General features: G+C 69.0%; 25 protein-coding genes. 11 read left to right on the forward strand and 14 right to left on the reverse strand.

The genetic code is table 11. From position 1 onward, the window contains the following. Positions 1 to 5 precede the first annotated feature (5 nt). Entirely contained in the window at positions 6 to 1,748 is a 1,743-nt protein-coding gene (locus tag M8A51_RS22850; RefSeq protein WP_251780854.1) for a PEP-CTERM sorting domain-containing protein, read from the forward strand. Positions 1,749 to 1,792: 44 nt separating this feature from the next. On the opposite strand, the gene M8A51_RS22855 is transcribed toward M8A51_RS22850, so the two are convergent. From M8A51_RS22855 to M8A51_RS22865, 3 genes are read right to left on the reverse strand one after another with little or no spacing between them, the layout of a single operon-like run. Next, positions 1,793 to 2,131 (reverse strand): nuclear transport factor 2 family protein, encoded by a 339-nt coding sequence (locus M8A51_RS22855; protein WP_251780855.1) that lies wholly within the window; start codon positions 2,129 to 2,131, stop codon positions 1,793 to 1,795. Positions 2,132 to 2,177: 46 nt separating this feature from the next. Beyond that, on the reverse strand, positions 2,178 to 3,056 hold the full coding sequence (locus tag M8A51_RS22860) for an EamA family transporter (protein ID WP_251780856.1): 879 nt from the start codon (positions 3,054 to 3,056) through the stop codon (positions 2,178 to 2,180). Continuing rightward, positions 3,053 to 3,667 carry a nitroreductase family protein gene (locus tag M8A51_RS22865; protein WP_251780857.1) on the reverse strand — a complete coding sequence of 205 codons (615 nt, stop codon included), beginning with the start codon at positions 3,665 to 3,667 and terminating at the stop codon, positions 3,053 to 3,055. The genes M8A51_RS22860 and M8A51_RS22865 overlap by 4 nt, the downstream gene beginning before the upstream one ends. Positions 3,668 to 3,771: 104 nt before the next feature. Between M8A51_RS22865 and M8A51_RS22870 the strand changes: the two genes are divergently transcribed. Next, positions 3,772 to 4,662 carry a LysR family transcriptional regulator gene (locus tag M8A51_RS22870; protein WP_251780858.1) on the forward strand — a complete coding sequence of 297 codons (891 nt, stop codon included), beginning with the start codon at positions 3,772 to 3,774 and terminating at the stop codon, positions 4,660 to 4,662. Positions 4,663 to 4,721: 59 nt separating this feature from the next. Here M8A51_RS22870 and M8A51_RS22875 read toward each other — a convergent pair whose 3' ends face one another. Then, positions 4,722 to 5,804 (reverse strand): alpha/beta fold hydrolase, encoded by a 1,083-nt coding sequence (locus M8A51_RS22875; RefSeq protein WP_251780859.1) that lies wholly within the window; start codon positions 5,802 to 5,804, stop codon positions 4,722 to 4,724. Between the two features lie 113 nt (positions 5,805 to 5,917). On the opposite strand from M8A51_RS22875, the gene M8A51_RS22880 reads away from it, so the two are divergent. Together M8A51_RS22880 and M8A51_RS22885 are read left to right on the forward strand one after the other, a co-directional pair. Beyond that, a complete protein-coding gene (locus M8A51_RS22880; RefSeq protein ID WP_251780860.1) occupies positions 5,918 to 6,691 on the forward strand; it encodes a hypothetical protein in 774 nt (257 codons plus the stop codon). A gap of 151 nt (positions 6,692 to 6,842) precedes the next feature. Further along, positions 6,843 to 7,280 (forward strand): hypothetical protein, encoded by a 438-nt coding sequence (locus tag M8A51_RS22885; RefSeq protein WP_368408591.1) that lies wholly within the window; start codon positions 6,843 to 6,845, stop codon positions 7,278 to 7,280. A 113-nt stretch (positions 7,281 to 7,393) separates the two neighbouring features. On the opposite strand, the gene M8A51_RS22890 is transcribed toward M8A51_RS22885, so the two are convergent. The 3 genes from M8A51_RS22890 to M8A51_RS22900 are packed head-to-tail and all read right to left on the reverse strand — an operon-like array spanning position 7,394 to position 10,039. Continuing rightward, entirely contained in the window at positions 7,394 to 8,317 is a 924-nt protein-coding gene (locus M8A51_RS22890; protein ID WP_251780861.1) for an NAD(P)-dependent oxidoreductase, read from the reverse strand. After that, complete coding sequence (locus tag M8A51_RS22895) at positions 8,314 to 9,012, reverse strand: RraA family protein (RefSeq protein ID WP_251780862.1); 699 nt, start codon at positions 9,010 to 9,012, stop codon at positions 8,314 to 8,316. The genes M8A51_RS22890 and M8A51_RS22895 overlap by 4 nt, the downstream gene beginning before the upstream one ends. A 58-nt stretch (positions 9,013 to 9,070) precedes the next feature. Continuing rightward, positions 9,071 to 10,039, reverse strand: coding sequence for a Bug family tripartite tricarboxylate transporter substrate binding protein (locus M8A51_RS22900; protein ID WP_251780863.1), 969 nt, complete (start codon positions 10,037 to 10,039; stop codon positions 9,071 to 9,073). Between the two features lie 130 nt (positions 10,040 to 10,169). Here M8A51_RS22900 and M8A51_RS22905 point away from each other — a divergent pair, with 130 nt between their 5' ends. Both M8A51_RS22905 and M8A51_RS22910 read left to right on the forward strand, forming a co-directional pair. Further along, positions 10,170 to 11,060, forward strand: a complete 891-nt coding sequence (locus tag M8A51_RS22905) for a LysR family transcriptional regulator (RefSeq protein WP_251780864.1) — start codon at positions 10,170 to 10,172, stop codon at positions 11,058 to 11,060. Between the two features lie 52 nt (positions 11,061 to 11,112). After that, the gene (locus tag M8A51_RS22910) at positions 11,113 to 12,348 is read left to right on the forward strand and encodes an MFS transporter (RefSeq protein WP_251780865.1); all 1,236 of its coding nucleotides are present in this window, start codon (positions 11,113 to 11,115) and stop codon (positions 12,346 to 12,348) included. A 68-nt stretch (positions 12,349 to 12,416) separates the two neighbouring features. Here M8A51_RS22910 and M8A51_RS22915 read toward each other — a convergent pair whose 3' ends face one another. The 4 genes from M8A51_RS22915 to M8A51_RS22930 all read right to left on the reverse strand — a co-directional run bounded on the left by M8A51_RS22915 (position 12,417) and on the right by M8A51_RS22930 (position 14,964). After that, positions 12,417 to 13,310, reverse strand: coding sequence for a LirA/MavJ family T4SS effector (locus M8A51_RS22915; RefSeq protein WP_251780866.1), 894 nt, complete (start codon positions 13,308 to 13,310; stop codon positions 12,417 to 12,419). A gap of 182 nt (positions 13,311 to 13,492) precedes the next feature. Further along, positions 13,493 to 14,299 (reverse strand): hypothetical protein, encoded by an 807-nt coding sequence (locus tag M8A51_RS22920; RefSeq protein ID WP_251780867.1) that lies wholly within the window; start codon positions 14,297 to 14,299, stop codon positions 13,493 to 13,495. Between the two features lie 46 nt (positions 14,300 to 14,345). Beyond that, complete coding sequence (gene arfB / locus M8A51_RS22925) at positions 14,346 to 14,744, reverse strand: alternative ribosome rescue aminoacyl-tRNA hydrolase ArfB (RefSeq protein WP_251780868.1); 399 nt, start codon at positions 14,742 to 14,744, stop codon at positions 14,346 to 14,348. A gap of 7 nt (positions 14,745 to 14,751) precedes the next feature. Further along, on the reverse strand, positions 14,752 to 14,964 hold the full coding sequence (locus tag M8A51_RS22930) for a DUF3820 family protein (protein WP_251780869.1): 213 nt from the start codon (positions 14,962 to 14,964) through the stop codon (positions 14,752 to 14,754). 82 nt (positions 14,965 to 15,046) lie between these two features. Between M8A51_RS22930 and M8A51_RS22935 the strand changes: the two genes are divergently transcribed. Both M8A51_RS22935 and M8A51_RS22940 read left to right on the forward strand, forming a co-directional pair. Then, positions 15,047 to 15,862 carry an AraC family transcriptional regulator gene (locus M8A51_RS22935; RefSeq protein WP_251780870.1) on the forward strand — a complete coding sequence of 272 codons (816 nt, stop codon included), beginning with the start codon at positions 15,047 to 15,049 and terminating at the stop codon, positions 15,860 to 15,862. Positions 15,863 to 15,941: 79 nt separating this feature from the next. Next, positions 15,942 to 16,838, forward strand: coding sequence for an SDR family oxidoreductase (locus M8A51_RS22940; RefSeq protein ID WP_251780871.1), 897 nt, complete (start codon positions 15,942 to 15,944; stop codon positions 16,836 to 16,838). A gap of 9 nt (positions 16,839 to 16,847) precedes the next feature. Here the strand turns inward: M8A51_RS22940 and M8A51_RS22945 are convergent, their stop codons facing one another. Beyond that, positions 16,848 to 17,960 (reverse strand): ABC transporter substrate-binding protein, encoded by a 1,113-nt coding sequence (locus M8A51_RS22945; protein WP_251780872.1) that lies wholly within the window; start codon positions 17,958 to 17,960, stop codon positions 16,848 to 16,850. Between the two features lie 162 nt (positions 17,961 to 18,122). Between M8A51_RS22945 and M8A51_RS22950 the strand changes: the two genes are divergently transcribed. Together M8A51_RS22950 and M8A51_RS22955 are read left to right on the forward strand one after the other, a co-directional pair. Further along, the gene (locus M8A51_RS22950; protein WP_251780873.1) at positions 18,123 to 18,587 is read left to right on the forward strand and encodes a cache domain-containing protein; all 465 of its coding nucleotides are present in this window, start codon (positions 18,123 to 18,125) and stop codon (positions 18,585 to 18,587) included. A gap of 21 nt (positions 18,588 to 18,608) precedes the next feature. Continuing rightward, positions 18,609 to 20,216 (forward strand): methyl-accepting chemotaxis protein, encoded by a 1,608-nt coding sequence (locus M8A51_RS22955; RefSeq protein WP_251780874.1) that lies wholly within the window; start codon positions 18,609 to 18,611, stop codon positions 20,214 to 20,216. An 89-nt stretch (positions 20,217 to 20,305) separates the two neighbouring features. Here M8A51_RS22955 and M8A51_RS22960 read toward each other — a convergent pair whose 3' ends face one another. Beyond that, positions 20,306 to 21,154 (reverse strand): helix-turn-helix transcriptional regulator, encoded by an 849-nt coding sequence (locus M8A51_RS22960; RefSeq protein WP_251780875.1) that lies wholly within the window; start codon positions 21,152 to 21,154, stop codon positions 20,306 to 20,308. A gap of 149 nt (positions 21,155 to 21,303) precedes the next feature. Here M8A51_RS22960 and M8A51_RS22965 point away from each other — a divergent pair, with 149 nt between their 5' ends. Then, positions 21,304 to 22,848, forward strand: a complete 1,545-nt coding sequence (locus M8A51_RS22965; RefSeq protein WP_251780876.1) for an MFS transporter — start codon at positions 21,304 to 21,306, stop codon at positions 22,846 to 22,848. Positions 22,849 to 22,894: 46 nt separating this feature from the next. Here M8A51_RS22965 and M8A51_RS22970 read toward each other — a convergent pair whose 3' ends face one another. Beyond that, a complete protein-coding gene (locus M8A51_RS22970) occupies positions 22,895 to 23,347 on the reverse strand; it encodes a carboxymuconolactone decarboxylase family protein (RefSeq protein ID WP_251780877.1) in 453 nt (150 codons plus the stop codon). Between the last annotated feature and the right edge of the window lie 446 nt (positions 23,348 to 23,793).

The raw sequence follows: 23,793 nt of genomic DNA on the forward strand, positions 1-23,793 counted from the left end.
ATGTGATGTCACACGCGACAAGCAACGCCCTTGGCAGTCGGTCTTCATCCTTCACCCGCCGCAGTGCGGCACCGCAAGGCTCCCCTGCGCAGTGGCCCAGGCTGCGCTCCACCGCCGCGGCTCTCGCCGTCGGCCTGACCAGCACCTGTGCCGGGGCACTGACCACCACCTGGGCCGGGATCGGCATCGCTCCGCCCTACTGGGATCTCGACGCCAACTGGAGCGCCGGCGCGCCCATTGCGCCGGATACCGAGGTGCAGCTCGGCCATGCCGACACGGTGTTGCGTTCGGGCAGCTTTCAGGCGGCGCGGGTCCAGGGCCTGGCACGGCTGGAGATATCGGGCGGCAGGCTGCAGCTGCACGGCGAGGGGTCGAGCCTGAACTCGCTGCACCTGTCCGGGGGCGAGCTTGCCGGGCCCGGTTCACTCACCGTCAGCCATTTGCGGTGGACCGGCGGCGCCATCGGCGGTACAGGCACGGCACCCCGCATCACGGCCGCCGGCGGAGCCACCCTCAGCGGCAACTCGACGCACGTCATGGCCGCTGGGGGCTCGCTCACCCTCGGGGCCTACAGTTTCTGGATCGCCAACGACTGGCACATGTTCAGCCCCCTGAGCATCCAGAAGAACGTCACCTTCATCGACCGGCCCACGGCCACGGGGCATGAACTGCGACTTCACGCCGATGCCGAGTTCGCCGGGCTGTACCGGAAAGAAGCCGGCAACACCCGCGTGCGGGTGGGGCAGCACGCGTCGTTTCGCAACAGCGGCGCCATGGTGGTGGAAAGCGGTTCGCTCGATTTCCAGGGCGGCAAGTCGTGGGACAACACCGGGGCACTGATCGTCACCCGGACGGGCCGGGTCGATCTCTTCCGGTCGACCGAAACCCGTTGGAGTAACACCGGTCGCGTACAGGTGGAAGGCCTGTTCCGCGCGCGCGTCTCGCGCCTCGGGATGAGCAGCAGCGGCACCTGGTTCGTGGCCAAGGGTGGGCAAGCCACCTTCGTCGGCGATCGCACGGCACCCGTGATCGTGTTCGAGCAGGGGGTGCACAACGAGGGAGGCCTGGCCCTCACGGCCGGCTTCGATCCCACGACGTCACGGGCACCTTCCGCGTGGTACCGAATGGAAGGCGGCGGGCTCACCGGCACCGGCTCGGTCTGGGTCGACCGCGCGCACCTCGATCTCGGCGACGAGCACGTCAACCATGGCCGGCTGACCATCAACAGCGGCGAAGTGCGGGTGGGGCACTATGTGCAGAACGAGGCCGCGGCCTCGACCGGGGTGGGCCGGTTGTTGACCGCCGACGACGTGCTGATCCTCGGCGGCACGCTCCATACCGCCGGCTACGACCGCGGCATCATTGACGGCAACCTGGTCCTCGGCGACGACGCCACCTTCGAAGCCCGCTCCGGCTGGTATCAGACGTCGCGGCTGGACGTCACCGGCACGGCGGCACTGGACGGCACGCTGCTGCTGGACACCTACGCACCCATGCGACCGGGCAGCCATCGCCTGCTGCAGGCGGCCGGCGGCATCACCGGCAGCTTCGACGAACTGGTAAGCGACGTCGACGTTGAGCGCTACCTGCTCACGCTCACCTACGGCAGCGACTGGGTGGCGCTCAACGTGACGGCCGTGCCCGAGCCGCACACCTATGCCCTGATGGCGGCCGGCATCGTGGCACTCGTGGTGCGGACGAGGCGCCGTCGCTCGACGCCTGCCGATGAACGGCCGAATGATCGGTGAGCGGCCACGGCGGCTGCTCAGGGACGCTTGAGCGGCAAGGCAGGCTATTCGTCGGAGTAGAACCAGACGTTGCGAATCAGGCCGTCGGTCACTTCGTACAGCGCAATGCCTTCCACCGGCGTGTCGCGGATGCCGGCAATCCGTTCGTGGTCAGCCACCTTGTTACCGACCACCATGCGCTGCACCACCTCGGCGTGCAGGCCGTTCAAAACGAAGCGTTGGCCGCCGTAGTACGTCCGCAAGGCGGCCTTGCCCTCCAGGAACGGTTCGCTCGCAGGCGGCCGGTACTCCCGGACGTCGTCGGCATATTGCGCGAGGAAACTCTCCAGGTCCTTGGCGTTGTAGGCCACCAGCTGGCGCTGCACCACGTCTTCCGGATTCATGCAGGTGTCCTTTCCCGCTCCCGCTCGGAGCGCTCCATCCTCGTGCTCAGGCAGCTGTCTTGAGTGCGCGCCCGGGGGCCCGGTACGCATACTGGCCCAACCAGATGCTGCCCACCACCAGCAGGCCGCCGGCTGTCTGCATCGCGGTAAGCGACTGCCCCAGGAACCACCAGCCCAGCAGCACGGCCGTCACCGGGCTCAGCAGCAGCAGCGGCGACACCAACGAAGACTCCAGCCTGACGATACCGCGCAGCCACAACAGGAAGGTCAGCGCCATGCCGATCAGGCCCAGCCACGCCAGCGCCAGCAGGTTGGCCGTGGTGGGCACCGGCATGGCCGGCTCCAACAGCCCCACCACCGGCACCAGCAGCAGGCCGCCGGCCGTGAGCTGCCATGCGGTGAACGTCAGCAGCGACACCGGCGGCTGCCACTTGCGGCTCAACACCGTGCCGCAGGCCATCGAGCCGGCACCGGCCAGCCCTGCCGCGATGCCGATGGGGTCGAGCGCGGCCTGGGGCGTGAGCACCAGCAGCGCCACCCCGCCGGCACCGAGCAGCGCCGCGACCACAGCGCCCGCGCGGATCGGGCTGGCGAGCAGCAGGTAGGCCAGGAACACCACCAGCAAAGGCTGCACTGCCCCCACCGTGGCGGCCACGCCCCCGGGCAGCCGGTAGGTGGCAATGAACAGCATGCTCAGGAAGATGGAGAAGTTCAGTGCGCCCAGCGTGAAGACGCGCAGCCACCAGATGCCGGTGGGCAGTTGCCGCACGATCAGCAGCAACAACAGCCCCGCCGGCAAGGCACGCAGCATGGCGACGGTGACCGGCGAAAACCCCGCCAGGAATTCGGTGGTGACGACGTAGGTGCTGCCCCAGATGACGGGCGCGATGGCGGTCAGCAGCAGGTCGGTGGTGCGGGTGGTCATGAAAACTCCAGCACCTGGGCCAGCGGCCGCCGCGGCTTTTGCGGCCAGTTGCCCGGGGCTGCGCGGCCCACCGCGAGCAGCATCACCGGCACCTCGTTCGGCCCCAGCCCGAACTCGTGCGCCACGCCTTGCGCATCGAAACCCACCATCGGGCCCGACACGCACCCCAGCGCTTCGGCCGCATACATCAGGGTGGCGGCGCCCAGCGTGGCCGAGCGCACGGCTTCGTCGCGCGCCGTCCGGGCGTCGGCGTACTGCGCCCGCGCGCCTTCCTGCCAGCCGGCGGCCGTTTCTGCCGCCATGAAGCCGGCGTCGACGAAGGCGGACAGCCGTGCCGGGATCTCGGCGGGCTCGGGCAGCACGCCGCACACGATGAAGGTGACGGCCGCCTGCGCCACCTTGGCCTGGCCGTGCGCCAGGTGCTGCAGCCGCGCCTTGGCGCCGGCCGTGCGCACCGCGACGAAGCGCCAGTTCTGCAGGTTGTAGGCCGTGGGCGCCCGGGTGGCGAGCCGCACCAGCGCCTCGATCTCGGCGTCGGGCAAGGTATGGCCCGGGTCGAAGCGGTTGGCGGACACGCGCCGCTCGATCAACGCGATGGTGGGGTGGGTCATGGGCTCACACGGAAGGTGAATCAGCCCCGTAGGGTAGAAAATTCACCGACAGTTGATAACCCGCCCGGCGGGAAAGAAATACTTTACCACCAGAGAACAGTGCCATGGACCGCTATACCGCCTTGCAAGTGTTCCGCCACGTGGCCCAGCTGCAAAGCTTCGCCGAGGCCGGGCGACGGCTGGGCCTGTCGCCGGCCGCCGTGAGCAAGAACATGGCCGAACTGGAAGCGCACGTCGGCGCGCGGCTGGTCCACCGCACCACGCGCCGCATGTCGCTGACCGAAGAGGGCAAGACCTACCTGGAACACGTGATGCGCGGCCTCGATGCGCTGGCCGAGGCCGACCAGGCCCTGTGCCCGGTCAAGACCGGGCCGAGCGGCACCCTGCGCGTGAGCGCGCCCATGACCGTGACGCTCACCCGGCTGTCGACGTGCATTCCGCACTTCCTGTCGCGCTACCCCGAGCTGGCGCTGGACCTGCACCTCGACGACCGGCGCGTCGACCTGGTGCGCGAAGGCTACGACCTGGCCATCCGCGGCAGCGACCACCTGGAAGATTCGAGCATGGTGGCCCGCAAGCTGGCCGTCATGCCGCATGTGCTGTGCGCCGCGCCGTCGTACTTCCAGGCCCGCGGCACGCCGGCGACGCCCGCCGAGCTGAAGGGGCACGAGTGCGTGCGGTTCTCGCTCTCGGGCCATGCGGACGAATGGGCCTTCTCGAAAGACGGCCGCACCGAACGCGTCACGGTGGCAGCCCGCTATTCGGTCTCGTCGAGCCTGGCGGTGCGCGATGCGCTGCGCGAGGGCTACGGGCTGAGCCTGATACCGCATCCCTACGTCGAGGACGACCTGCGCGCAGGGCGGCTGCAATCGGCGCTGGACGACTGGCGCAGCGTGGACACCACGCTGTATGCGGTGTTTCCATCGCGCCAGCACCTGGCGCCGAAGATCCGGGTGTTTCTCGACTTCCTCGTCGACGCGTTCGCAAGCTCCTGAGTCTCTCTCGATCCTGAGCAGCTCGCCCCCCTGTCGAGGGCGATCTTGGTCCTCTGCCCTCAGGGCGCGCGTCGCCCCAGCCCGTTCTCGCGCGCCAGCACGATGGCCTGGGCGCGGCCCTCCACCTCGAGGCGGTCGAACAGTTGCGTGATGTGATTGCGCACCGTCTTCTCGGCCAGGCCCAGCACCGCGGCGATCTGGGCGTTGTCGCGCCCCTGCGCCATCAGGTCGAGCAGGCCCAGCAAGCGCGGCGACAGGCCGGCGATGCGCTCGTCGGTGCCCTGGCTCGCCGCCGTGGGCGGCAGGAAGGCTTCGATGGCCGCCAAGGCGCGCGCCCAGCCGGGTTCGTGATCCAGCAGCAGATGGTTGCCGCTGTCGATGGGCACGAACTCGGCATTGGGAAGATGCGCGGCCAGGTAGCGCCCTTCGTCGAACGGCACACGCACGTCACGTGTGCTGTGCAACACCAGCGCGGGGCAGCGCACGCGCGGCAGCAGCGCGGTGACGTCGATCTCGGCAAAGGTGCGCATGAAACCCGCAGCGTTCTCGGGCGAGGTGGAGATGCGCTTGAGCTCGTTGAACCACTGGTGCTGCTCGGGCTTGCCGCCGGGAATGAACTGCGTGGTGAAGAACTGGCGGTACGACGGGTCGCTCTTGCCCCAGCCGAGCTCGGCCATGCGCACCATCATGTTCGCCTCTTCCACCTGCTGCGGGCCGTTGGCGCGCACCAGGCGACCGCGCGCATAGCCGCCATGCAGCACCAGGTGGCTCACGCGCTCGGGGTGGCGCGCGGCGTAGGCGATGGCCACCGCCGCGCCCTGCGAAATGCCCAGCAGCGCAAAACGTTCGGTGCCCAGCGCGTCGACCACCGTTTCCAGATCATCGACCCAGCTGTCGAAGCTGAGCGACGGCACGTGCCAGTCGCTGAGGCCGCAACCGCGCTCGTCGAAACGCACCAGGCGGTAGCGCGCCGACAGGTCGTGCAGCATGTGCCGCCAGACGGGGCTGTCCCAGTCGTGCTCGATGTGCGAGAACCAGGTGGCGGCCTTGATCAGCACCGGCCCGGTCCCCGACGCCGCATAAGCCAGGCGGGTGCCGTCGCGGCTGCGGGCAAAGCGGATCTGCTGGGTGGGCTCGGACATGGCAGCGGCGATTCTCACACGGGGTTCTGCCGCGAGGGCCGCTGGGACCGGCGCCCCAAGGCAGATGCACATCGATCTGCGACACTGCGGCCGACACACACGCCACCTCGACCATGGGCTATCCCGAACACGACACCTGGGGCCGCCGGTACTGCGCGGTCGCCGCCGCCGCCGCCGCGCTGACCGGCGTGCTGTGCCTCGGCTGGCCGCCGCTGGCGTCGCAGGTGCTGCCGTGGACCATGCCGGCGCTGCATGCGCGCTGCGTGGGCGTGATGCACCTGGCACTGGCACTGCAACTGCTGGTGGCGCTGCGCCCGCTCGACCCTCATGCCCTGCGCATGCCGATGGCAGCCGTAGCGGCCTGGTGCGCAGCCAGCGCGGCCGGCGTGCTGCTGCAGCCCGGTCCTTCGGGCCTGGGCAGCACCGCCTCGGCATGGGTGGCAGGCTGGGGCCTGCTGGCCGTTGGCGCCACGGCCTTGCTGCGCCGGCCGACCGGAAGCAATGCCCCGGCCGAACACCCCGCGCGCGCCTGGCAGGGCGTGGCACTGGCGGCCACGGTCGCGGCGCTGGTGCTGCTGGCCTGGCCCGGGCTGGCCGTGACCGTCTGGCCCTGGAAGCTGACACCCGCACTGGCAGCCGCCTACGCCGGCCCCTTCCTGGCATCCGGCGTGGCGGCTTGGGGCGTGGCGCGCGAGCGCAGGCGCTACGTGCAGCGGCCGGCCCAGCAGTCGCTCGCAGCGCTGGGCGTGGGCGTGCTGCTGGCCTGCCTGCTGCACCGGGCGTTGTTCGACTTCGAGCGGCCCGCCACCTGGGTGTGGTTCGCGGCCTTCGCGGCCCTTGCAGCCCTTGCGCTGCACACCCTGCGCCCCGCGCTCCGGCACAGATAGCGCCGCTCGGGACATCCGTCCCGGCTACGCCCTCGGCAGGGGCCCACGGCGGGACTGCAGTCCCACGACAACAGGACAGGTCGGCGCGCACAGTGGCGTTGTGCCGGCGAGGTGGCCGGCGCTCTCTTCAACCTCTCAAGGAGCACACGCCATGAACCGCATCCTCACCGCCCTGACCCTGACCGCCGCCGCACTGACTGCCGGCCTGGCCGCCGCCCAAACCACCGAGCAGGACGGCATCCTGCGCGACAAGGCCGGCCGCACGCTGTACACCTTCGACAAGGACGCCGGCGGCGAAAGCCGCTGCTACGACGCCTGCGCCAAGGCCTGGCCGCCCTTCCTGGCCAAGGCCGGCGCGCAGGCCAAGGGCAACCTGACGCTGCACGCGCGCACCGACGGCGGCATGCAATGGGGCATCGAAGGCCAGCCGCTGTACTACTTCGTCGGCGACGCCCAGGACGGCGACGTCAACGGCGACAAGTCGGGCGGCGTCTGGCACGTGGTGCGCGGCAAGGCGGCCGCGTCCGCGCAGGCCAAGCCCGCGGCTTCGGGGGGCTACTCGACCGGCAACTACGGCTCGGTCTACTGACACGCTGCGAGGGCGGTGCTCACCTCCGCCCGTTGCATGCCGACAGGCGTCAAGGGTCCCGGTCGCCGACCGGGTCCCGCCGAAGCCATGACAGGGGCGCGGCCATCGTCTCTTCAGCGGTGCAGGACAGCCAACGCGTTCTTCGCCGCCTCGACACCCATCTTGACGTAGGCGTCTGCCGTAACCCCACCGATGTGCGGGCTCAGCGTGATGCGCGGCTCGCCGTGGAACGGATGCGACGCGGCCATCGGCTCGACGGCAAAGCTGTCCAGCCCCGCGCTGCCGACCTGGCCGCTGCGCACGGCTGCGAGCAGCGCCGACTCGTCGATCAAGCCGCCACGGGCGGTGTTGACGATGATCACGCCCCTCCTGCATGCGGCCAGCGTCCGCGCATTGAGCAGCCCGGCGTTGTCCGGCGTCAACGGGCAATGCAGCGAGATCGCGTGCGACTCCCGCCAGAGGGTTTCCATGTCCACGCGCTCGATGCAGGCCGGCAGGTCTTTCGCGTACGGATCGAATCCCAGCACACGCATGCCCATCGCATCGGCCATGCGCGCGAAGCGCACGCCGATCGCGCCCAAGCCGACAAGGCCCACCGTGCGGCCTTCGAGCTCGACGCTCTTGTGCGTGGCCTTGTCCCAGTAGCCGGCATGCATGCGCGCGTTCTGCACCACCACCGACTTGGCGCAGGCCAGCAGCAGCGCCAGCGCATGCTCGGCCACGGCCGCCGCGTTGGCACCCGCAGCTGCGACGACCCGGATGCCGCGCGCAGCGGCGGCCGTCTGGTCGATCGTGTCGGTGCCACTGCCGTGCTTGGAGACCACTTTCAGGCTGGGTGCGGCGGCCATCGCAGCGGCACCGACCTTGCCGTAGCGCACGATGATCGCGACCGGGTCGTGGCGCTGGCACAGCGCAACGATGTCATCCTCGGTCGGCGCCCTGCCGGCGTAGATCACTTCGTGGTTCTCCAGCAGCGCGAGCGCCTCGGCGGCGAGGTCGTTGCCGGTGACGAGGAAGACGGGCTTGCCGGCGCTCACAGCGTTTCGCCTTCACCGATGACGCCGGCTGCCCGCAGCGCGCCGTCGAGCCAGACCGGGCGCAATGCCCTGCGGCTCTTGATGTCGGCCATGCGCCTGGTTTCCGCGGCGACCTTGTCCGCCGCCAGCCGCAGCATCGCCAGGGCTTGCTCGCGCTCGATCACCGTCACGCCGTCGGCATCGCCGGCCACCAGGTCCCCAGCCCTCACCGTCACGCCGCCGATCGAGATCGGGTGGTTCAGGCGGCCCGCGACGTTCTTGGTCGGCCCGTTGGGATTGAGCCCCGCTGCGAACATCGGGAAACCGAGTGCCCGGATCGCCTCGCTGTCGCGCACGGCACCATCGATCACGACGGCGGCCACACCGAGGGCAGCCGCCTGCTGGCTCATGATCTCGCCCATCAGGGCGCTGTTCAGGTCGCCCTTGCCGTCCACGAGTATCACGTCGCCCGGCTTCGCCACCGCCAGCGCGGCATGGATCATCAGGTTGTCGCCCGGCCGCACCTCGACCGTCAACGCCGGGCCGGCGAAGCGCATCGACGGCGCGAGAGGCGCAATGCGGCCGTGCATCGCACCGCGGCGCCCGGCCACGTCTGCCAGGACCGACGAAGCGAACTGCGCGGCCTGCGCGACGACACCGGCATCGACCCGTTCGAAGTCGCGGATCACGTCGGGCAACGCGGCGGCTTGACTCATGCAAATCTCCTTGATTGATCGGGGGCCACGCCGGGCCGGGCCCGGCAGCGGGCAGTGGTCAGTCGACCCTGGCGCCGGAGTCCTTCACGACCTTGGCCCAGCGCGGCGTCTCTTTGCTGATAAAGGCGGCGAACTGCTCGGGTGTGCCGCCCACCGCGTCAGCGCCTTCGTCACTCAGTCGCTTGACGAGTTCGGGATCCTTCAGCACCTTGTTGAACTCGGTGTTCAACTTTGCGACCACGTCCTTCGGCGTGCCGGCCGGGGCCAGGAAGCCGAACCAGGTGACGGCATCGAAACCCTTGTAGCCGGAATCGTTGATGGTCGGCACATCAGGCAGGTCCTTTACTCGCTTGGTCGAGGTGACGGCCAGCGGCCGCAGCTTGCCCTGCTTGATCTGGCCCAGCAGCGTCGGCACCGACGACATGTACAGCTCCACGGTGCCGCTGACGACGTCGGTCATCGCCTGCGCCGCCCCCTTGTACGGCACGTGCTGCATCTTCACGCCGGCCGCCTTCTGGAACATCTCGCTCGCCAGATGCGCCACGGTGCCGTTGCCAGGGGAAGCGAAGTTGATGTAGCCCGGCTTGGCCTTGGCTGCGTCGACCGCATCGGCCAGGGTTCCGTACGGCGCCGACATGCTGGTGACCACGACCAGCGGCGCATTGGCCACCAGAACGATCGGGGCCAGGTCCTTCTGCGGGTCGTACGGCAGCTTCGGGTACAGCGTCGGGCTGATGGCCAGATTGCTCGTCTGCCCGAGCACGATCGTGTAGCCGTCCGCGGGCGACTTCGCCACTGAATCGACGCCCAGGTTGCCGCCGGCGCCGGGCTTGTTGTCGATCACGAAGGTCCAGCCGGTGGCCTTGGCGACACGCTGGCTGGTCTCGCGGGCGATGATGTCCGTGCCGCCGCCCGGCGGGAACGGCACGACGATGCGGATGGGCTTGGTGGGCCAGGATTGCGCAAAGGCACCGCTGGTGAGTGTGGCGGCGGTCAGCGCGAGCAGAAGCTGTCGGGTCATGGACATGGTGTCTCCTTTGATGCCCCGGGCGCTCGCTGGTGACAGTTGCGGCGCTGGGTCTGCTGCCCAGTATCAGTTCCGGAAGTCGTACATTCCAATCGATACTTTCTTCCCATCGATCAATGGAACTTTTGCAATGGATCTGCGAGACCTGCGCTACTTCGAGACCATCGCCGAACTGCAGCACCTGGGGCGCGCGTCGGCTCGCCTGCACCGCACCCAGCCTGCATTGACGAGCAGCGTCCGGCGCCTGGAAGCCGCTTGCGGCACGGCGCTGTTCGAAAGGTCCGGCCGCGGCATCCGTCTCACCGAAGCCGGCAAGGTGCTGTTGAAGTGGGCGCAGCGCATGCGCGTCGACGTCGAGGACGCCAAGCGCGAACTCCAATCGATCGGCGCCGGCCTGGTCGGCAACGTGCGGATCGGCATCGTGCCGACAGCCGCGCAGTTCCTGCTGCCGGCGGTGGCCAGGCAACTGCTGAAGGAAGCGCCCGCGGTGACGTTGCGCACGGTGGTCGGACTGATCGGCTCCTTGAGGCCGCAGTTGCTCGCCGGCGAGCTGGACCTGATGGTGGGCACCGAGAGCGCTGCCGAGGCCGGCTGGATCTCCAAGGCCCTGGCTGAAGACACCATCGTCGTGGCGGCAAGCGCGAAGCACCCCGTCTTTCGCTCGGGCGCAACCCTCAGGGACCTGACGGCCTACCCGTGGGCGCTGCAGCCGCCCGGTGCACCCACACGCGACTGGCTCGACCATACGTTCGATCGCCTCGGCCTTGCGCGCCCGCGCGTGCAGGTGGAGACCACGATGCTGCTGACGCTCCCGGCGCTGATCGTGCAGACCGAGCTGCTGAGCTTCATCTCGCGCCACCACCTCGAAGGCAAGACCCGTATTCCGGGCCTCAAGGAGGTTCCGGTGAAGGGCGCGGCAATGCGGCGACGGCTGGTCGTGACCTACCGGGGGGGTGGCTTTCTCTCGCCCGCTGCAAGCAGGCTGCTCGAGCTGTTCGAGCAGTTCGGTGCACACGGCTGAAGCGGCCCCATGCACCCACCATGCGGGCCACCATCGCTTATGCTGAACCGCCATGTCTGACGCCGCTGCCCCACTCCCGCTCAAGCTGGGCCTGACCGTGGCGGCAGCCCAGCTGACGCTGGCGCTGAGCTGGACGGTCTATGTCGTCTTCCTGCCCACGCTGGCCCAGCAGGCGGGCCTGCAGCCGTCGACGGTGATGCTGCTGCTGATGCTCGACCAGCTGGTGTTCGTGCTGGCCGATTACGCCTGCGGCGTCGCTTCGGACCGCGTGCTGGCCCTGCACGCGCGGCTGGGGCCCTGGCTGGTGGGGTCCACGCTGGTGTCCGGCGCGGCCTTCGTGTCGTTGCCGGTGCTCGCGCCCCAGGGCTCGCCGGCGCTTTTCATCGCCGTCACGCTGCTGTGGACCGTGACCTCTTCGGCGCTGCGAGCGCCCCCCATGAACCTGATCGGCCGCCATGCCACCCGGCCGGCCCAGCCGGCCATGGTGGCGCTGGCGATGCTGGGGCTGGGCCTGGCGGCCGCGCTGGCCCCCTGGTTGGCGCTGGTGCTCAAGGGCCAGGACGCGCGCCTGCCCTTCGTCGTGGCGAGCCTGGGCGTTTGTGCCGCGGCGCTGGCGATGGCGGCCGCCGAGCAGTCGGCGCGCCGCAAGCGCACGCCGGCCGCGGCCGCGGCGTCGCGGCCTGCGGCGGGCGCGCGGGACACGCGGTGGCCGCAGCTGCTGGCTGCCGCGCTGCTGGCCGCGCTGGCGTTCCAGCTGCACACCAGCGTCAGCGCGGCGGCGCAGTTCCGCCGCTTCGTGCCGGCCGAAGCGCTGGTGTGGTGGCTGCCAGTGTTCTGGGCCAGCTTTAACCTGGCGCTGTGGCCGGCCATGAAGCTGGCGCCGCGCCTGGGCGAGCTGCGATGGGTGGCCGCGGCCGCGCTGGTCGCCGCCGCCGTCGTCGGCGGCACGGTGGCGCCCTCGCTGGCCCTGCTGGCCGCGGCGCAGGCGGTGGCCGGCATGGCCTGGGCCGCCATGCTCGCGGGCGGCTTCATGGCCGCGCTGGCGATGGGCCATGTGGGACGCGAAGGCCGCTTCAGCGGCGCGCTTTCGTCGAGCCTGGCCGGTGCGTCGCTGGCTCGTCTGGCGCTGGTGGCCAGCGGCGGTGCAGCCGCGCTGCGTGCCGGCGGCGCCACGTGGCCGGACGCCCTGACGGCGCTGCTGTGGGCGGCCTCGGCGGGGCTGCTGGTGTGGGCGCTCAAACCCCGGCCCGCTGCCGAGCGCGCGCCGCAGTCTGCACAAGCACGCTGATCGATTGCTGGGCAAAGCTGCGGCCCGCGTGGGCCCGGGCGCCGGGTGGCCGGCTGTTCGAACCTGCGCTAAAGGCGCCGCAGTTCGACGACGGCCTTCTTGTAGACGTTGGGCGCAACTTGCTCGTAGGCAGCGATGGGTTTGCCGCCTTGCAGGTCGGGAACCGTGCGGTCGAGATAGGCCTGATTCATCCCTATCGTGCGGCCGCCGACGTAGGGGCCCCCTGCCCAGGCCTCGGGCCCTGCTTTCAGCCCCTTGTTGCGGCGACGGGAGATGAACTCGCCAAGCCATGCTTGCTGGGGCAGCACCGCGCCGAGACGTTCCGTGAAGATCTGGGGACACCGGAACGTCTTGCAGAAAATGTTCTGCGGGTAGTCTTCGGCCCCGTCGAAACAATCGACGAGGAAGTTCCACATGTAGATGCGCTTGGGGCCGCCTTGTGCGTCGAAGTTCTTCACCGATTTGTACTTCACCGATTTGGCGTAGTACTGCGGGATGCTGTCGCCGAAGGCATATGCCAGCAGCAGCCATTGAATCGTGTGAGTGAACTCCCCGTGCGGACGGGTGAAAAGGTCGCGGATCAGAATCTTCTTCGAGAGGACTTCTGCGAACTGCTGGGAACTGAGTTGCCCGTTGAGGATGTAGAGCTCCCCGCTGAACCCGTAGTGCGGCGCGAAAGACTTGAGCGCCAGAGAAAAGGCCCCGACCACCCGATACGCGTCGCCGTCGTGGACATGCCTCTCTTGCTTCCTGTACTCGCCTTCCAGCTCCTTGGAGAGCAGGCGCGCGTACTGCTTGATCTGGTCGTTGTCTGAAAGAAACCGCGCCAGCTTCGCAAACACGACCATGTCCCGCATCTTCTCGGTGGGCGCGATGGTCACGTTGCTTTCGGCGTCGGGCTGGAAAGTCTCATCCAGAAATTTGACGAGCTCCCATTCAGAGGCATCGGTGATCTTCGCCATGCGCTCCACCTCGTTCGCTGTGTCGGCCGGACAACCCGTTGGCTGCAACCCCGCGGCCCTGGGTGCCACCCGCAAACATGGTTGATGTCGCTCGTCGGTTGAGCAACTGAGACAGTTGACAGTTCGAGCGCCGTCGCCAGGCAAGCGCGGCCATTGCCGGGCACGCCGCCCGGCCGCTTCGGTCAGAAGATCCGCTGCAGCGCCTGCGGCAGCGTCTTTGCGTCGGGCAGCCAGTGAGCGATGGCCAGGCCGGTGATCACGGTGGCCGTCAGCACGATGGCCATCGGCCCCACCGTGCGCCGCACGGCGTGGTTGAGCCACCCCTCGCGCTGCGCCTTCAGCGCGAGGGCGCCGCCGGCCGAAGCGAACGCGATTTCCACCGCCACGCCCAGCAGCACCTCGACGCCGAAAAGCCCGAAGACCGCAAACCCCAGTGCCGAGGCCAGCGCCACCGCCACCCCGATGACCAAGGCCAGCGGGACCAGCACCACCACCCCCTCGTCGGCACCCCCCACGGCGTCTGCGGCCGCCGACAACGTGTCGCCCACGACGCCATCGGGCGGGCCGAAGCTGCCCGAAGCACCGCCGCCCCCGAAGTCACCGCCCCCGCCGGAGCGAAGCGCCGCCACGTCGGCCGGCCCGCCGCCGCCGCCCGATGACGCAGGCAGGTCGAACCCTGCATCGCCGAAGTCGAGCGAGCCTTCGTCGCGCGACAGCAGCCACCGGCACCACACCCACAGCAGCCCCAGATAGACCCCGTACGCACCCACGAGCGCCAGGCCGTGGCGCAGCGCCATCGACTCGATGCCGGCCACCATCAGCGTGTGCGATGTGCCCCACAACACGGCGAACGTGACGAGCCCGATCAGGAACACATGGCACCGCACCCACCGGCGGTGACGCAGGTCGGCCCGAACGCCGCGCTCGAACTTCAGCGCCGCCGACACCGGCGACGCACGCACTGTGGTGCGGCCTTGCATGCTGCTCATGGACTTTGCCCTCCGGGCGCGGAGTGTGGCAGAAGCCGGTAGCGCCTCATTCGTCCGGCTTGCGCCGCCCCGCTTTCACCTCCGAGCGCACCGCCTTGCCTTGCAAGCGGCGCTGCTTCGAGCCGTAGGTCGGCTTGGTCGGCCGCCTCACCTTCTCGGGCTGCGCCGCGGCGTCCACGATCTGCTGCAGGCGTTCCATCGCCAGCGCCTTGTTCTGCTCCTGGCTGCGCTCGGTCTGGGCTTTGATCACCAGCACGCCGTCTTTGCTGACGCGCCGCCCGGGCAAGGCCAGCAGCTTGTTCTTCACGTCCGGCGGCAAGGAGGAAGCGCGTATGTCGAAACGCAGGTGGACGGCGCTCGACACCTTGTTCACGTTCTGCCCGCCCGGCCCCTGCGCGCGCATCGCGGTGAACTCGACTTCGTCTTCGCGCACGTGCACCTTCATGCGGTGCTCACCGGCCGCGGCGCAGCGGCGCCAGCAAGTCCGTCAGGCCGTTGTGATCGATTTCGTGCATGAGCGCGAGCAGCCGCCCCAACTGCCCCGCCGGAAAGCCTTCGCGGGCGAACCAGTTCAGGTAGTTGCCCGGCAGATCGGCGATGGGCGTGCCCTTGTACTTGCCATAGGGCATCTTGGTTTCGACCAGCAGGTGCAGCGGCTCGGACATGGGGCCATTGTCGCCGCGCCTGCGCAAACACTGCGCAGCGGCCGGCTTGGCGCCGGCACTGTCGACGGTGCAAGATGGGCCCATGGCCGACCGACTTTTCCTGCGCCTTGCCGACGACCCGCTGTATGCCCCCGAGACCACGGTCCCGGTGGGCACGATGCAGGAATTCGCCGTGCCGCCCGGGCTGGCGCCCTACGTGGCGAACGCCATGGCCTACGAGGAGCGGCTGCCTGAGGGGACGCAGGTCACCGAGCGGGTGCTGCCCGACGGCGCCTTGCGCCTCATCGTCGATGCGTGCGGCGATGTGCCGACCGTGCGCGTGGTCGGCCCCGACGCGCAGGCCGTCGTGCTGACGCACCGCGGCGACATGCAGGGCCTGTCGCTCACCCTGCGCCCGGGGGCGTCGCGTGCACTGCTGGGCATTCCGGCCCACGAACTGGCCGGCCGCAGCCATGCATGGGAAGACGTGGCCGCGGCACCCGCACGCCAACTGGTGCAACGCCTGCAGGAGGCGGCCACGGCGCCGGAGCGCATCGCCGTGCTGTGGCGGGTGCTGGCCGAAGGGCGCCCCACCCTCGATGCAACGGAACAGCGGCGCACCCATGCGGCGATGCAAGGGCTGTGCGGCAGCCAGGCGCGCCGCCCGGTGCGTGAAGCCGCTGCCCTGCTGGGCGTGAGCGAGCGGCGCGTGGAGCAGCTGTTCCGCGAGCATGTGGGCCTCACCCCGAAAACCTGGCACCGGCTGGCGCGCTTCCATGCCTGCGTGCGCCTGCTGCGGCAGCCGCACCCGCCCGCGTGGGCCGAGCTGGCCGCCGCCGCGGGCTTTCACGACCAGGCCCACATGGTCAACGAGTTCCGCGCCATCTGCGGGTTGACGCCGGGCCAGTTCACGGCATAGCGCGGTGTTTCGGGTTTTTCCAAGACGGGCGCGTGAACCGTGTTTAAGGTGCCTACCCTTGTCTTCCACAGGAGCTGCCATGGCACCACTGAAGGACTGTGTGGCCGTCGTGACCGGCGCGACGCGGGGCGCCGGCCGCGGCATTGCGGTTGAACTGGGCGCCGCTGGCGCGACCGTCTACGTCACCGGGCGCAGCACGCGCGCGCAGCCGGCGTCGGCCTACGGGCAGATCCTGGCCTTGTCGAAGATGGAGGCCGTGCCCGGCAGCATCGAGGACGCCGCCGACGACGTGACGCGCGCCGGCGGCCGCGGCATTGCGGTGCGCTGCGACCACACGCGCGACGACGAAGTGGCGGCCCTGTTCGACCGCGTGGCGCAAGCACACGACGGCCGCCTCGACCTGCTGGTGAACAACGCCTGGGGCGGCCACGAGGTGTTCGACGGCGTCTTCCAGGCCCCGTTCTGGGAACGGCCGATGGACCCGTGGGACGCCATGTTCAACCGCGGCGTGCGCAACCACCTGCTGGCCAGCCGCCTGGCCGCACCGCTGATGCTGCAGCGCCGGCAGGGCCTGATCGTCACCACCACCTTCTGGGACCGGCACCGCTACCTGATGGGCAACCTGTTCTACGACCTGGCCAAGGCCGCCATGACACGCCTGGCCTACGGCATGGCGCAGGAACTGCGGCCGCACGGCGTGGCTTCGGTGGCCGTGTCACCCGGGTGGATGCGCACCGAGTTCGTGCTGGCCGGCCACCAGACCGACGAGGCCCACTGGCAGCAGCGCCCGGCACTGGCGCGCACCGAATCGCCGCGGTATGTGGGCCGTGCGGTGGCGGCACTGGCCAGCGACCCGAACGTGATGGCGCGTACCGGCGAGGTGCTGCGCGTGGGCGACCTGGCACGCGAGTACGGTTTTACCGACGTGGACGGCCGGCAGCCCCCGGCCTTCGAGCTGGACGCCAAGGCGGGCTGAGTGCGCCCTTCAGCCGGCGTGCAGCACCCGGAAACGGCCCAGCTCGGCCGGGTCCCGGTCGACCACCTGGATGGGCGCCCACGCCCATTGCCACACGCCGATGCCCGGCATGCGGGAAAACCGGATCGGCCCGCGCGTGCCTTCGACCGCCACGTCGGCCCAGGCGGCGGCAATGCGCTCCCTGTCTGTGTCGTGAGCGCGCAGCACTTCGGCCAGCACCGCCACCGTGTCGTAGCCCTCGAAGGCAACGAACGAAGGCGCTTCCGCCAGGCTGGCGTGCAAGGCCGCTGACACCCGGTCCCCCAGGGGACCCAGGTGCTGCGGCAGGTAGCGCAGGAACGGAACGGCAGCGCCGTCGCGGCCCAGCCACGCCGCCCACTCGGCGAACTCGGGTTGGCCGGCCGGCGCGCCGATGGTGATTTCGGCCAGGCGCGGGTCGCCGCGCACGGCCTTCACGAGGGCCACCGCCGGCTCGGGGTAGCCCACCAGCAGCAGCACGGCGGTGGCCCGCTCGTCCACCAGCCGGTCGCACACCGCCGCGGGCGTGAGCTCGCGCATGTCGAGCTCGACCACCGTACCGCCGCGCGGCGCGACGTGGTCGCGCAGCACGCCGGCCCCGGCGGCCCAGTAGACACTGGGCTGGGTGGCCAACGCGATGCGGCGGTGGCCCTGGCCGAGCAGGAAGTCCGCATACATCTGCCACCCGCGTGACTGCACCGGCGCCAGCCGCGCCACCCATGGCGTCGGCTGCTCGGTCAGCGCGTCGAGCACCGCAGACGAGCAAAGGAAGGGCAGCCCCAGCGCGTCGGCCCTGGCCGCCGCGGCGCGAGCAACGACGCTGTGGTATTCGCCCGCCACGGCCGCCACGCCCAGGCCCGCCAGTTCATCGATGGCGGCCGCGGCCTTTTGCGGGTCAGCGGCGGTGTCGCGGACGACCAGCTCGAGCGGCCTTCCGGCGATACCGCCGGCGGCATTGACTTCGTGAACCGCCAGTTGGAGCCCGGCGAGCAGGTGCCGGCCGGCGTGCACCCAGCCGGGCGGTGTCAGCGGTACGAGAGCGCCGATCTGGATGGCGGATCGACCCGTCTGCCGTGCGTCGGTTGGCCGCGATGGTGTGTTCATGCTTGAGCGCGTCCCAGGAAGCAAGTCGTGATGGTAGGGCCCCAGCCTCCCCTGACGATTCGTGACTTCCTCACGAGCTCGTTCCCAGCGCAATTTGCGCCGCGCTCAAGTCGCGGCGGCTTGCGCCGAAAGAGTAGAAGGTCCCACCAAACGAGGAGAAACATGAACCGCAAGCATTTCCTTTCGCTGGTCGCAACTGCCACCGCCGTTCTGAGCATGTCGGCTTTCGCCCAGGAACGAGGCAGCCGAGACGAAGCGAAGGCGCTGGTCGACAAGGCTGTGGCACACGCCAAGCAGGTAGGCACCGAGCAAGCCTTCAAGGACTTCATGACTGACCGGCCGACGTGGACCCACAAGGATCTTTACGTTTTTGCGACGAGCTTTGAGGGCGTGATGCTGGCCAACGGCGCCAACGAGCGCCTCGTCGGCAAGAACCTGATGGAGCTCAAGGACCAGAACGGCAAGGCCTTCGTCAAGGAGTATCTGGCGGCGGCTCAGTCCAAGGGCAGCGCCTGGACAGACTACGACTGGCCCAATCCGACCACCAAGAAGGTGGAACAAAAGACCTCTTACGTGCGGCGACTGGACGGTGCGCCTGCGGTTGTCGGCGTAGGCGTCTACCGCTGAAACCCGGGGCCGGAGGACACCATGCTGAACTTCAGGCATGCCCGTATCGGCACGAGACTGCAGGTGGGGTTCGCCGGCGTGTTCTCGATCACCGCGGCCCTTGCCGCCCTTGGGGTATGGAACTCGCACCAGACGCTGGTGGGCATCACCGAAGCGGTCGTCAGCAGCCGTGAAAAGACGGCACTCGTTCAGGAAATGCGGGTGTCGGTATTGGAGGCGGGCACTCACGTTCGCAACATTGCCCTGCTCACCGACGTGCCCCTGATGAACAAGGAGCGCGAGTCCTTCGGGGCGCGGCTGGGGGCCTACCGAGGAGCAGAGTCCAGCCTGGCGGGCCGCCCGCTTGTCGCGGAGGAGACGGCTGCGCTTGAGCGCGCACAGAACTGGCGCTCGCAAGCGGAGCCGCTGGTCTCTGAAGCCTTCAACCTTGCGAACGCCTTCGATGCCGAAGGCGCAGCGAAGGTGCTGTTGGACAAACTCGCCCCGGTGCAGCAGCAGTGGGTCTTGGAGTTGGACGCTCTGCTCAAGTTGCAGCAGCACAGTCAGCAGGCCGCGCTGGAAGAGGCACGGCAGCATGCGATCTCGCGCAACACCGCCGCGGCCGTCCTGTGCGGCGTCGCCATCCTGTTTGGCATTGGCTTCGCGCTGTGGCTCACCCGTTCGATCACGCAGCCGCTGTCGCAAGCCGTACGGTACGCACAACGAGTGGCCGAGGGCGATCTGTCAGACAGCATCGGGTTCGAAACGCATGGCCGTGACGAGCCAGCTGCCGTGCTGCGAGCGATGCAGCACATGTCAGGTCACTTGGCACGCCTGGTGCAAGAGGTGCGCGAATCGGTCGGCTCCATCGCGACGGCCTCCCGGGAGATCGCCAGCGGCAACAGGGAACTGTCGTCGCGCACCGAGCAGCAGGCCTCCTCGCTGCAGCAAACGGCCGCCACGGTCGACGGCCTGACCGAAATCGTACGCAGCAACGCAGCGAGCGCTGCATCGGCCAACGGCCTCACTTCGAAAGCCACCGAGGTTGCGGCGCAGACCGGCGAGGTCATGGGCCAGGTCGAGCAGACCATGCAACAGATCCGCGGCGCTTCACAGCGCGTTGCCGACATCACCGCGGTGATCGACGGCATTGCGTTCCAAACGAACATCCTTGCGCTCAACGCGGCTGTCGAGGCCGCCCGTGCCGGTGAGCAGGGCCGCGGCTTCGCTGTCGTCGCCGCCGAGGTGCGCACGCTCGCGCAGCGCAGTGCAACCGCGGCCAAGGAAATCAAGGTCTTGATCGGGGAGTCGGCACAGGCCGTGGCCCGCGGCGACTCGCTGGTCAGCCAGGCCGCCGGAACCATGCAGGGTACGCTGGACAGCGTCGCGTCGGTGCAGTCGCTCATTGCGGGGATAGCGCACGCGTCGGATCAACAGCGCGATGCGATCGAGCAGGTCAATAGCGCCGTTCGCGACATCGACGACCGGACGCAGCAGAACGCGGCGCTCGTCGAGCAGGCTGCCGCGGCAGCCGCGAGCTTGGATCAGCAGGCTCAGCACCTGTCGAACCTCGTTGCCATCTTCCGCGTCACGGCTTCCGCGCCGCGACACGAAGGGGGGCCGGTCATGAACTCGCCGGCACACGCCTGAGAGCGGTCACGTCTCGCGCCATCGAGCCACTTGGAACTTGCCTCAACCTTCAACGGCCGTCAGCAGCTACCCTGCTGCCGCCCAGCCTCCTAAACCTCGAGCTTGCTGCCGGCCCGAAGCTGCTGCAGGGCCGGTGCTCGCGGACCTTGATGCTGAAAGTAGATGACCAACCGCAAATGACGGTGCTCGTCGACGACCAGGGACTCGTGTTCGAAACTGAGCGGCGTGCCGTCTGCCGCAAGAAGTGAACCGATGCCTCGGGCGTGATCGCCGTCCAGGTGCTCCCGCCACCCATACCGGAACTCCGCTGACGCAGCTCGCAGCTCGTCGATCAGCGACGTCATTGCCGGGTCGTCCGATGCCACGGCAAAGTCATGCCGAAACTGCGCCAGCAGCTTGCGCGCGTCTTCGTTCCATGCGGGCATGCGCCGCCGGAACCGAGTGTCGGCGAACACCCGTCGCAGCAGGTTGCGTGCGTTCTGGCCTGCATCTTCAAGGCCGAACAGCCGATCGGCTGCCTCGTTCCATGCGATGACATCCCACCACAGATTGCACACATAAGCGGGCCTTGCGCCCAGTTCGTCGAGCAGCTGCTGAACCAGCGGCCGGACCGTGGCGCCCGGGTGGACTTCCGGGCGCGGGGGGCGCCTGTGAGCCAGCATGAAAAGGTGGCTGCACTCGATGTCGTCCAGCTTGAGCGCGTACGCCAGGCTCAGCAGGAACTGTTCAGACACCTGGATGTCGCGCCCTTGCTCGAACCAGGTGTACCAGGTCAACCCGACACCGGCCATCGCAGCGACTTCTTCCCGGCGCAGCCCGGGCGTGCGTCGCCGCCCGCCGGCGCTCAAGCCGACGTCGGCAGGCGTCAGTCTCTGTCGTTTCTGCTTCAGGAACTCTGCGAGGTCCGGCTTCGTGCGGGAGGGGCTACGCGACACCATGGCTATCAGTGGCAGTAATGGGATAACGCCTTGACTTGTTGGCCCTGGATGTTCCTCCGAATATCTGGCGCTCTGCAACCGCTGACCCCAATAGCCACAGGAGCCCACCGTTGACTGCGCGCTGCGACACCCCTTCCGCCGAGGAAAACATGGATGGCCACGCCCCTTCCCGCCAGGGGCAGGCAGGCGCGCGCGAGTGGGCCGGCCTGGCGCTGCTGGCGCTGCCATCCATCTTGCTGGGCCTGGACCTGACCCTTCTGCACCTGGCCATGCCCGCCTTGGCGGTGGACCTGCGGCCCACGAGTGCACAAGTGCTGTGGATCATGGACGCCTACGGTTTCATGATCGCCGGCTTCCTTGTCACGATGGGCACGCTCGGCGACCGCATCGGGCGGCGCAAGCTGCTGCTGATCGGCTCGGTGTCGTTTGGTGCCGTGTCGGTGGTGGCGGCCTATTCCACGACCCCGGCGATGCTGATCGCCGCCCGCGCCGCGCTCGGTGTCGCGGGCGCCACCTTGATGCCTTCTACCTTGGCGCTCATCACCACGATGTTCGTCAACCCGCGCCAAAGGGCGCTGGCCATCGGCGTGTGGGCCACCATGTTTGCGCTGGGCATGGCCGCCGGGCCCGTGGTGGGTGGGGCCCTGCTGCAGCACCACGGGTGGGGTGCGGCATTCCTGGTGGCGGTGCCGGTGTCGGTGCTAGTGCTTGCCGGCGCACCGCTGCTGCTGCCGGAGTACCGTGCCCCGCACCACGGCCGCCTGGACCTGCAAAGCGTGGCGCTTTCATTGGCTGCGTTGCTGCCCATCATCTATGGCGTCAAGCAGGCCGCCAAAGACGGGCTGTCGCATGGGTCCGTCCTACCGGTGGTGCTGGGGGCTGCCGCCATGGTCCTGTTCGTTCGGCGGCAGCGCAGGCTGGCAGACCCCATGGTCGACCTGACACTGCTTTCCAACGGGTCCCTGCGGCTTGCCCTGGCCGTCCTGCTGATCGGACTGATAGGCGTCGGGGGAACGATGCTGCTGGTGACGCAGTATCTGCAGCTCGTGGTGGGGCTGTCGCCCCTGGCAGCCGGCATGTGGATGGGCCCGCCGGCGCTCGCCATGCTGGCCGCCGGTATCGCTGCGCCATTGCTGGCCAGGCGCCTGCGGGCCGGGGACGTCATCGCCGCGGCGTTGGGGTGCTCGGTCGTCGGCTACTTCCTGCTGACGCAACTGGCCCCGTTCGGCTGCGGCATTGCGCTGGCCACGGCTTCCTTCTCGCTGGTTTATCTGGGCCTGGGCACCATCGCTGCCTTGGGAACAGACCTGGTGGTCGGCAGCGCACCGGCCGACAAAGCCGGCGCCGCCTCGGCCATTTCGGAAACCGTTCAGGAACTCGGGTTGGCGCTGGGCATCGCGACACTCGGCAGCCTGACCACCGCCGTGTACCGGGCGCGCCTGGCCGACCAACTGCCCGCCACCTTGGACCCGGCGCTGCAGAAGACGGTGGCCGACAGCCTGGCTTCCGCGATGTCGGTGGCGCCACAGCTGCCGCCTGGCCTGGTCGAGCAGGCCAAGAATGCCTTTCTTGCCGGCTTGAGCACCGCAAGCATTGCCACGGGCATCTGCGTTGCCGCGCTGGCGCTGCTGGTGGCCCTGAAGTTCCACACCGCCGCGGCGCAGGCCCCGGGCACACCCCCTGGGGTGCAGTAGGGAACACGCCAAAGGCGCAGGCGCCACAGGCACCGGCTCGGCCTGTTCAGGCCGTATGGCGGGCCGGGTGAACGGCCCGCATGCTGATGGCCAGCCGGTTGAACGCGTTCATGGAGCCGACGGCGATCGTCAGCTTCACCAGTTCTTCCTCGCTGAAATGCGGTCGAACGAGTTCATAGACTTCGTCAGGCACGTGCGTGTGCGACACCAGCGTCAGCGTCTCTGCCCATTCAAGGGCGGCGCGCTCCCGGTCGCTGTACAGCGATGACTCGCGCCAGGCGCTCAACAGGTAGAGGCGCTCTTCGGATTCCCCTCGCTGCCGCGCCTCGGCCGTGTGCAGGTAGATGCACAGCGAGCACCCATTGAGCTGCGACGTACGAACGTTGACCAGGTCGAGCAACGACGGCGCGATGCCGCACGCGCGCACGTGCGCATCCAGGGCCAGGAGGGCCTGGTAGGCCTTCGGGGCTGCTGCTGCGTAATCGATTCTCGGCTTCATGTTTCCTCTGACGGTGTGGAATGACACCGACAAGACGGGGGAGGTGGCTGCCTTGTGACAGGGTGCGCGCGGTGAAGGGGGGGTTGGCCGGAAGGACGGCAAGGCAGCGGTTGCGGTCCGTCGCTGCCGGCACCGCTATTCAGGGTCTCTGTCACCTTGCAGTCATTCGATGAGTCGATGCCGCGTATACCGGAACGACCGGTCTCGCAGGTGCTGCCGTCCTACGCGCCCGCCGCCGGTTCCCATCAAGAGGGACTGCTTGCTGAAGACGCGAAGTAGCACTCGCAACCCTGAGCAGCCCTATGGGGCACGGGTTTTGTGAATCGCCCCGGGATTTGAGGAGGCTCTTTTCTCTGAGAGGATGGAGCCATGAACAAGAAGTCGAACAAGTTCTCACCCGAGGTGCGCGAGCGCGCGGTGCGTATGGTGCAGGAGCACCGAGGCGA

Source organism: Caldimonas mangrovi, from assembly GCF_023721835.1.
Taxonomy (GTDB): Bacteria; Pseudomonadota; Gammaproteobacteria; order Burkholderiales; family Burkholderiaceae_C; genus Caldimonas; species Caldimonas mangrovi.